Below are 6,700 nucleotides of genomic sequence, written 5' to 3'. Positions count from 1 at the left end.
TTTCTTTGTTAATCATTGCTGATTTACCAACCCCTCCATAGGTGAAAACGCCTAAGTTAGTTTCAGACCAACTCTGAACTGTACCTGTTCCTGTTTCAAAGGTTGTCCAGCCAGTTGGTGGAAATGTTGCGCCTTCAAAGTTTTGGGATAATTGTCCAAAAACGCTGAAACCTGCGAACATAAATAATAATAAAAGTAGTTTTTTCATTATAGTAATTTTGTGTTTAAGTTATGTAAGTATTAACAAATGTAATAAGATTATACAGTATTACTAAATTAATCGATAAAACGCATAAAAAAATCGTTAAAAAACAACATTGTTATTTATTGAAAATTATTGGCTATTTTTGTGAATATTTACAAAACTTATGCTTGAAGTTGAAAAACACATCTTTGAAAGAACTGCCATTGTAGGTCTTATCACTCAAAATCAAAATGAAGAAAAATTAAACGAATACTTAGACGAATTAGAATTTTTAACCTTTACGGCTGGTGGTGAAGTAGTGAAACGTTTTTGGCAAAAGACAGATAAACCTCATCCAAAAACATTTGTGGGTACTGGGAAACTTGAAGAAATTAAAACTTATATAAAAGAATACGACATCAATTCGGTAATTTTTGATGATGAATTAACGCCTTCGCAACAAAAAAATATCACAAGAGAATTAGATTGTAAAGTTTTAGATCGTACCAATTTAATCTTAGATATTTTCGCACAACGTGCCGAAACGTCTTATGCCAGAACACAGGTAGAATTAGCACAATGCCAATATTTATTACCCCGATTAACCGGAATGTGGACGCACTTAGAACGTCAACGAGGTGGAATTGGTATGCGTGGTCCTGGTGAAACAGAAATTGAAACCGATAGACGAATTGTAAGAGACCGAATTTCCTTACTTAAAGAAAAAATTAAGGTTATAGACAAGCAAATGTCTACTCAAAGAGGGAATCGTGGCGCAATGGTTCGAGTGGCTTTAGTGGGTTATACCAACGTGGGAAAATCAACTTTAATGAATGCTGTTGGGAAAAGCGAAGTATTTGTAGAAAATAAACTGTTTGCTACCCTTGACACTACGGTTAGAAAAACGGTTATTAAAAATTTACCTTTCTTGCTTTCCGATACGGTTGGTTTTATTAGAAAACTCCCTACACAATTGGTAGATTCTTTTAAAAGTACCTTAGATGAAGTCCGGGAAGCTGATTTACTTTTACACGTGGTAGATATTTCTCATCCTGAGTTTGAAGATCATATTGCGGCTGTAAATAAAATTTTATTAGATATTAAAAGTGCCGATAAGCCAACAATTATGGTTTTTAATAAAATTGACGCGTACAAATATGTGAAAATTGATGAAAGCGACGAAACTACTGAAAAAACATCCAAAAATTTCTCTCTTCAAGATTGGGAAAAAACGTGGATGAGTAATTTAGGCGAAAACAACACACTTTTTATTTCAGCTACCGAAAAAGAAAACTTTGAAGCCTTTAGAGAAAAAGTATATGAAGCGGTGCGAAGTATTCATATCAGTCGTTTTCCGTATAATAAATTTTTATATCCAGATTACAAAGATGTAATTGAGGAAGAAGAAAATTAGATTTCAAAATAGAAATTCCAAATTTCAAAATCCAAATACCAAAATTTTAATTTTTAGGAAATACTTACAACTTTTGTCATTATAATCTCAGAGATGCTTTCAGCATGACTAGTTTGCGTGTAAATGTAATGGACAAATTACTTCTTTTTAAACAAAGGCACTGCGGAACATGCTTCACCAAACATGATGCTTTTGGCTACTTTCATTAATTTTTGAATAGCCAAAGTGTACACTTCATTAGGTACTTCTTTTTTAGAACACCCTTTTAAAATGACTGATTTTTCAAAATAATCTGTGTAATCTAATTTGTTTAAAATGTCTTGATACCAATCGATAATCGCCAATTCTTTAGTGCCTTGAATTACTTTTAAAGCAAATGGCGCTAAATGCACAGCCACTAAAGCATAAGTCCAAGCAGGCAAAATGGCGTCTTCTGAACAATATAATGCCACGTATTTATCTTCATAAACAGACCAATCGGTAGTTTTTAACTGGGCTCTAAATTCGGTTTCCTTCAGAATAACACCACCAAACAACCATTGTGAAACATCAACTGCTATCACATGATTATCTGGATAATAATCTTCTAAATCGAAAACCATTAAGGCGCTGTTGGCCACTTTATTTACTATTTCACTCATAACTAGTAGTGTTCAGTGTTCAGAAATTAGTGTTCAGAAAACTGCCTACTAAAAACTGAACACTGCTAACTGATTTAAAGCATTCCTAATTCTAATTTAGCTTCTTCGCTCATTAAATCTTTACTCCAAGGTGGATCAAAAGTAATTTCTACTTCACACGATTTTATGGTATCAATTTTCGCTACTTTTTCTTCAACTTCCTTTGGTAACGATTCGGCAACTGGACAATTTGGCGATGTTAATGTCATTAAAATTTTAACTTCATTATCCTCGTTAATCATCACATCATAAATTAAACCTAATTCATAAATGTCTACAGGAATTTCTGGATCATAGATTCCTTTTAATGCAGTTACTACGCTTTCGCCTAAGTTTATTTCGTCTTTAAATTCTTCCATTTTTTGGTTTTTTATTTTAACATATAAGTTCTATTCATATGATTCACTTATGTGTTTAATTCTTAATTTCTTGCTTCAAATGCTAAAGCATACATTTTTATTTTTTTAATCATCGAAACCAAGCCGTTTGCACGAGTAGCCGAAAGATGTTCTTTTAATCCAATTTCATCAATAAAATCAGTATTAGCTTCTAAAATATTGGCTGGTGTTTGGTTGGAAAAAGCTCGAATTAAAATAGCAATAATTCCTTTTGTTAAAATGGCATCGCTATCTGACGAAAAAAACACTTTCCCGTCTTTTTCTTCAGCATGAACCCACACTTTAGACTGACAACCTTGGATAATGTTGTCGTCTGTTTTGAATTCTTCCGCAATTAAAGGCAATCCTTTTCCTAATTCGATAATGTACTCGTAACGCTCCATCCAATCGTCAAACATGGAAAATTCGGAAACAATTTCGTTTTGTATTTCTTTAATATTCATTGTTATTTTTCGGCTAGTTTCGTAATTTTAGTAACTAATTTTTCTATTTCTGCAGGTGGAAAACCGTGGTCAAAACCATTTGCTGGATATTTAACCCCTTTTGATTCGAAAATAATATTAGCAAATGCTGCACCGTCGTAAAATCTTTTTTCTGTTGGCCACTTTAAATCTTTAACTTTTTCTAAATCGACCGCTTTGGCTAATGCTGAAATCTCTTTCCAATCAGTATCTGAAATTTCAATTTTATTTGAATATTCTTTAAAATCTCGCTCATTAGATGTATAAAGTACTTGATTCTCAACTTTTATCGCAAGAAAAAAACCTCTGGTGTTTACTTCATAAAAAATGGTTGGCACATCGTTTTTGCTAAAATTTTTTGAACCACTACACGCCAAAACGGTAAGGATTAAAGTTGATAAAATTAAAAATCTTTTCATTTTGTTTGTTTTTAGTTAGGACAACATCGTTTTGGCTCGTATTAAAGCTGCTACAAATATATCAATTTCTTCTTTGGTATTGTAAAAGGCAAAACTGGCTCTAATCGTTCCTGAAATTTTATAAAAATCCATAATTGGTTGTGCGCAATGTTGACCTGTTCGTACCGCTATACCTAATTTATCTATAATCGTGCCAATATCATACGAGTGAATGTTTTCTATACTAAAAGAAATTACCGACGTTTTTTTATTCAAATCTGTTGGACCATAAATGGTTACGCCATCAATTTCATTTAACTTTTGTGTGCCATAAACTAATAATTCGTGTTCGTGTTTGGCGATGTTGTCAAAACCAACCTCATTCATATAATCAATAGCCGCTCCGAAAGCAATTCCACCGCAAATATTTGGCGTTCCGGCTTCAAATTTATGAGGCAAATCTGCATAGGTTGTTTTTTCGAAAGTCACGGTAGCAATCATTTCTCCGCCACCTTTGTAGGGTGGTAATTTGCGTAACCATTCTTCTTTGCCGTAAAGCATTCCAACACCTGTTGGACCACACATTTTATGCGCAGAAGTTATATAAAAATCAACATCTAACCCTTGCACATCGGGTTTAATATGCGGACAAGATTGCGCGCCATCAATTAAAACTGCTGCTCCAACGGCATGTGCTTTTTTAATGATTTCTTCAATTGGATTTAGCGTTCCTAAAGCATTTGAAATGTGATTACAACAAACTAATTTGGTTTTATTGGACAGTAATTTATCATATTCTGTCATAATTAATTCACCATGAACATCCATTGGAATGACTTTTAAAATCGCACCTGTGTGTTCACATAACATTTGCCAAGGCACAATATTACTATGGTGTTCCAATGCAGAAATCATGATTTCATCTCCTTTTTCTACTAAAGAAGCAAAACCATTGGCTATTAAATTGATACTTTCGGTTGTTCCTGAAGTAAAAATGATTTCGTACGGTTGTTTCGCATTAAAATGCTTTTGGATTTTAATTCTGGCTTGTTCATAGGCATCGGTAGCCAATTGACTCAAAGTATGCACGCCTCTGTGAATGTTTGCATTGTAATTGGAATAATAATCTACAATACTATCAATTACAACTTGAGGTTTTTGCGAAGTAGCGCCATTATCAAAATACACTAAAGGTTTTCCGTTAACGCTTTGAGACAATATAGGAAACTGCGCTCTTATTTTCTGAACATCGAACATATCAAAACTATTTGAGGCAAATTTACGATATGATTATTTAAAATAGGAATAAATAAGAATTAAAATCTACTTAAAAAATTAATAAAAAATAGCGACTGAAAACTCAATCGCTATTTTTTTTAGTCTTTATTGACTATTATAGTTATTTCTTCTTCAAATTTATATTCTCCTTTTTTAAAGACTTCTTTAGTGGAGAGTATAATTTCGTAAGCATAAATGCCTTTCGGTATTTCGAAAACGCATTCTTTTCCGTCATTTTGGACCACCAATTCTTTTAAAACTTTTGTGCCTTCTGAATCTTTTCCTTCTAGTTTTACAGTAATTTTTTCGGTTAATTTGTTTTTAACACAAACCGTAGCTACAAGTTTACTATCAACTGTTTTGTCTTTAGACTCTGTTATTTTTGAAGTTTTAAAAATTGAAAATCCTGTAACCAATAATTCTCCGCCTTTTATTATCGTTTCAAGTGTTTGGGCTTGAAGGAAGTTGGAAAAAAGAAATAAAATTAGAAATCTAATCTTCATCCTTTTTTTTATTATTCTTTAATGAAACATAAACAATTGATAGCAACATAACATATAAACCGTAATGAAAAAAATCGTCTATAAATTTATTTTTTAATTGGAAAAATATACTCAAAAAATAATAGATAATTCTAAAGAAAACAAATGTTAAAATGAAATATGCATGATATTTTTTCATAACTAATCTTGATCAGCACGATATAAACAAAAACCAAAATCTGCAATAGTAATTGCTGTACCAATTGGTCCTGCAAATTTCACTAAAACTTTTGTAATTGCTTTAGTAATAAATTTAATTCCCTTTTCTTTTAAAGTATGAATTCCGAATGATGCACCAAATCCTACACCAGCCGCTTCAATTGCACAATACCATAGCTCATCTGGAGTTATGCTTAATGTTTCAAAATTATCATCATTAATTGGAAAATCTGGATAAAAACCTGAATAAAATAATATCTCATCTTCATTTTCAACTAAAATGTCATTTTTTTTAATAAAATCCATAGCATACTTTTTTAATGGTTCTGAACTTTTAGCAATTTCCAAATTAGATTTTTCGGAAAGCTTCCTTTCGCCTAATATAATCTGTTCCTTAAATTTGTTTAATTCAACATCTTTGGGTTTTTCAGAATTCAATACTCTATCAACATTTACTTTATGATTTTCAATCATTTTTCGCCAACTTTCTTTTGAGATTTGAGCATTCCCTGCAACACTTAACATAACTGTGGCTACTAAGCCTAATAATATTTTTTTCATTTTTAATAAGTTGTAAAATTAATAATTTTTTTGTTAATTCAAAATTTTCTCGAGAATTTTGTTTTACAAATGTATTATTGCTTATAAAAAATGATTAGTACTAATTTACATATTTTAGTAAATAAAGAAATGAGATTAGTAAATATTTACTTATAAAAGTTATTTATGTATTGTTATATTTCTTAAATTTGTATGAAATTGCACCAAAAATACCTAAATAACTTAAAAAATAATTAGTATGTCAAACAACAACAATCAAGTAAAAATTGGAGATAAATTAAGAAAACTTCGTGTCAACAAAGGATACTCGCAAGAATCTATGGCAGAAACACTTCAAATTTCTCAAAAAACGTATTCAAATATGGAAAATGATAAATCATCAATATCTATTGAAAATTTAAAAAAAATTGCTGAAGAATTTAATGTGGATTTATTAGAATTATTATCTGACGGAAAAGTAATTGTACAATACAATACAGCAAATGATTCTTCTACCTTTAATGGTGTTGTAAACAACAATGTATCTGAAGAATTAATAATTCAATTAAAAGAACGAATTGAAGATTTAAAGATAATCATAGATGAAAAAAGCACTAAAATTTCTCAATTAGAAAAATTACTTTAG

10 protein-coding genes are annotated in these 6,700 nt (G+C 30.9%); 2 read left to right on the top strand and 8 right to left on the bottom strand.

Features of this window, described 5'->3' with window-relative positions:
• Window positions 1-208 (bottom strand): hypothetical protein (locus tag ABWP78_RS08200; protein ID WP_353170434.1); only part of this gene is annotated, 208 nt, incomplete at its 3' end.
• Window positions 209-368: 160 nt separating this feature from the next.
• Between ABWP78_RS08200 and hflX the strand changes: the two genes are divergently transcribed.
• Window positions 369-1,598 carry a GTPase HflX gene (hflX, locus tag ABWP78_RS08195; protein WP_353170432.1) on the top strand — a complete coding sequence of 410 codons (1,230 nt, stop codon included), beginning with the start codon at window positions 369-371 and terminating at the stop codon, window positions 1,596-1,598.
• Window positions 1,599-1,735: 137 nt separating this feature from the next.
• Here the strand turns inward: hflX and ABWP78_RS08190 are convergent, their stop codons facing one another.
• From ABWP78_RS08190 to ABWP78_RS08160, 7 genes are all read right to left on the bottom strand, one after another.
• A complete protein-coding gene (locus tag ABWP78_RS08190) occupies window positions 1,736-2,239 on the bottom strand; it encodes a DUF2480 family protein (protein ID WP_353170430.1) in 504 nt (167 codons plus the stop codon).
• A gap of 74 nt (window positions 2,240-2,313) precedes the next feature.
• Entirely contained in the window at window positions 2,314-2,637 is a 324-nt protein-coding gene (locus ABWP78_RS08185; RefSeq protein WP_353170428.1) for an SUF system Fe-S cluster assembly protein, read from the bottom strand.
• 62 nt (window positions 2,638-2,699) lie between these two features.
• A complete protein-coding gene (locus ABWP78_RS08180) occupies window positions 2,700-3,119 on the bottom strand; it encodes a SufE family protein (protein ID WP_353170427.1) in 420 nt (139 codons plus the stop codon).
• A gap of 2 nt (window positions 3,120-3,121) precedes the next feature.
• The gene (locus ABWP78_RS08175) at window positions 3,122-3,556 is read right to left on the bottom strand and encodes a hypothetical protein (protein ID WP_353170426.1); all 435 of its coding nucleotides are present in this window, start codon (window positions 3,554-3,556) and stop codon (window positions 3,122-3,124) included.
• Window positions 3,557-3,571: 15 nt separating this feature from the next.
• Window positions 3,572-4,792 carry an aminotransferase class V-fold PLP-dependent enzyme gene (locus ABWP78_RS08170; RefSeq protein WP_353170424.1) on the bottom strand — a complete coding sequence of 407 codons (1,221 nt, stop codon included), beginning with the start codon at window positions 4,790-4,792 and terminating at the stop codon, window positions 3,572-3,574.
• A gap of 119 nt (window positions 4,793-4,911) precedes the next feature.
• On the bottom strand, window positions 4,912-5,316 hold the full coding sequence (locus ABWP78_RS08165) for a hypothetical protein (protein WP_353170422.1): 405 nt from the start codon (window positions 5,314-5,316) through the stop codon (window positions 4,912-4,914).
• A 180-nt stretch (window positions 5,317-5,496) separates the two neighbouring features.
• Entirely contained in the window at window positions 5,497-6,075 is a 579-nt protein-coding gene (locus ABWP78_RS08160; RefSeq protein WP_353170421.1) for a hypothetical protein, read from the bottom strand.
• Window positions 6,076-6,313: 238 nt separating this feature from the next.
• Here ABWP78_RS08160 and ABWP78_RS08155 point away from each other — a divergent pair, with 238 nt between their 5' ends.
• Entirely contained in the window at window positions 6,314-6,700 is a 387-nt protein-coding gene (locus ABWP78_RS08155) for a helix-turn-helix domain-containing protein (RefSeq protein ID WP_353170419.1), read from the top strand.

The sequence above is a fragment of the Flavobacterium sp. genome (assembly GCF_040402955.1).
In the GTDB taxonomy this organism is placed as follows: domain Bacteria; phylum Bacteroidota; class Bacteroidia; order Flavobacteriales; family Flavobacteriaceae; genus Flavobacterium.
This window is presented reverse-complemented; position numbering and strand designations above follow the sequence as displayed.